The organism is Erwinia sp. MYb416, assembly GCF_037479575.1.
Taxonomy (GTDB): domain Bacteria; phylum Pseudomonadota; class Gammaproteobacteria; order Enterobacterales; family Enterobacteriaceae; genus Erwinia; species Erwinia rhapontici.
The window spans coordinates 1-1,006 of sequence record NZ_JBBGYT010000412.1 but is presented as its reverse complement, the minus strand read 5'-3'; the positions used below and the strand labels follow the sequence as shown (position 1 = coordinate 1,006).

Sequence of the window (1,006 nt, the reverse complement as noted above, 5' to 3'; positions counted from 1 at the left end):
ACGGCGTTTACCGCCAAGCTGAGTGCTTACAGCACCATGAAAAGCGCACTGACCACCTTCCAGGCGGCCAATACCAAGCTGAACAATGCCAACCTGTTTAGTGCCACCAAAACCAGCAGCACCAGCACAGCGTTTAGCGCCACAACGACAGCCGGTGCCGTAGCGGGCAAATATACGATTGCCGTGTCCCAGTTGGCCTCGGCTCAGACCCTGACCTCCGGCGTTCAGACCAGCAACTCTACAGCGCTGGCCACCTCTGACAGCACCATTTCGATTAAACTGGCGGGCAGCGATAAGGCAGTCGACGTGAAAGTGACGGCGGCAAATTCTTCGATGACCGGGATACGTGATGCGATCAACGCAGCCGATACCGGTATGACCGCCAGCATTATCAAAACCGGTGACGGCAGCTATCGTCTGTCGTTGACTTCGGATGAAACGGGTACGGATAACGCAGCTACCCTTAGCGTAACCGGCGACAGTGCGCTGGAAAGTATGCTGAATTACGATGGTACCAACAGCAGCAATATGACCCAGAGCGTAGCCGCTCAAAATGCGATGCTGAAAGTGAACAACGTCGATATCGAAAGTAGCAGTAATACCATCAGCGATGCGCTGGAGGGGATTACGCTCAACCTGACGGCAGAAACCACCGGCACGCAGTCGCTGACCATCACCAAAGATACCAGTAGCGTCTCCAATACGATTGCGGCCTGGGCTACCGCTTACAATACCCTGCAGGACAGCTTAAACGCGCTGACCAAATATACCGCCGTTGATGCCGGGACCGATGCACAGGACACCAGCAACGGCGCCCTGCTGGGTGACAGCACCCTGCGTACCATTCAGTCGCAGATGAAAGATATGCTGACCAACATGTCCAGCACCTCGACCTTCAAAACCCTGTCGCAGATTGGCATTACGACCGATCCGACTTCCGGACAGCTGAAAACCGATCAGACCAAACTGGATGCGGCGCTGGCGAAAGATCCTGACGGCATTAAAG

Annotated in this window: 1 protein-coding gene; it reads left to right on the top strand. The window is 55.1% G+C overall.

Going from position 1 to position 1,006, the window contains the following annotated elements:
- The coding region (gene fliD / locus WH277_RS05660) for a flagellar filament capping protein FliD (protein WP_339504927.1) at positions 1 to 1,006 on the top strand (1,006 nt) is incomplete at both ends.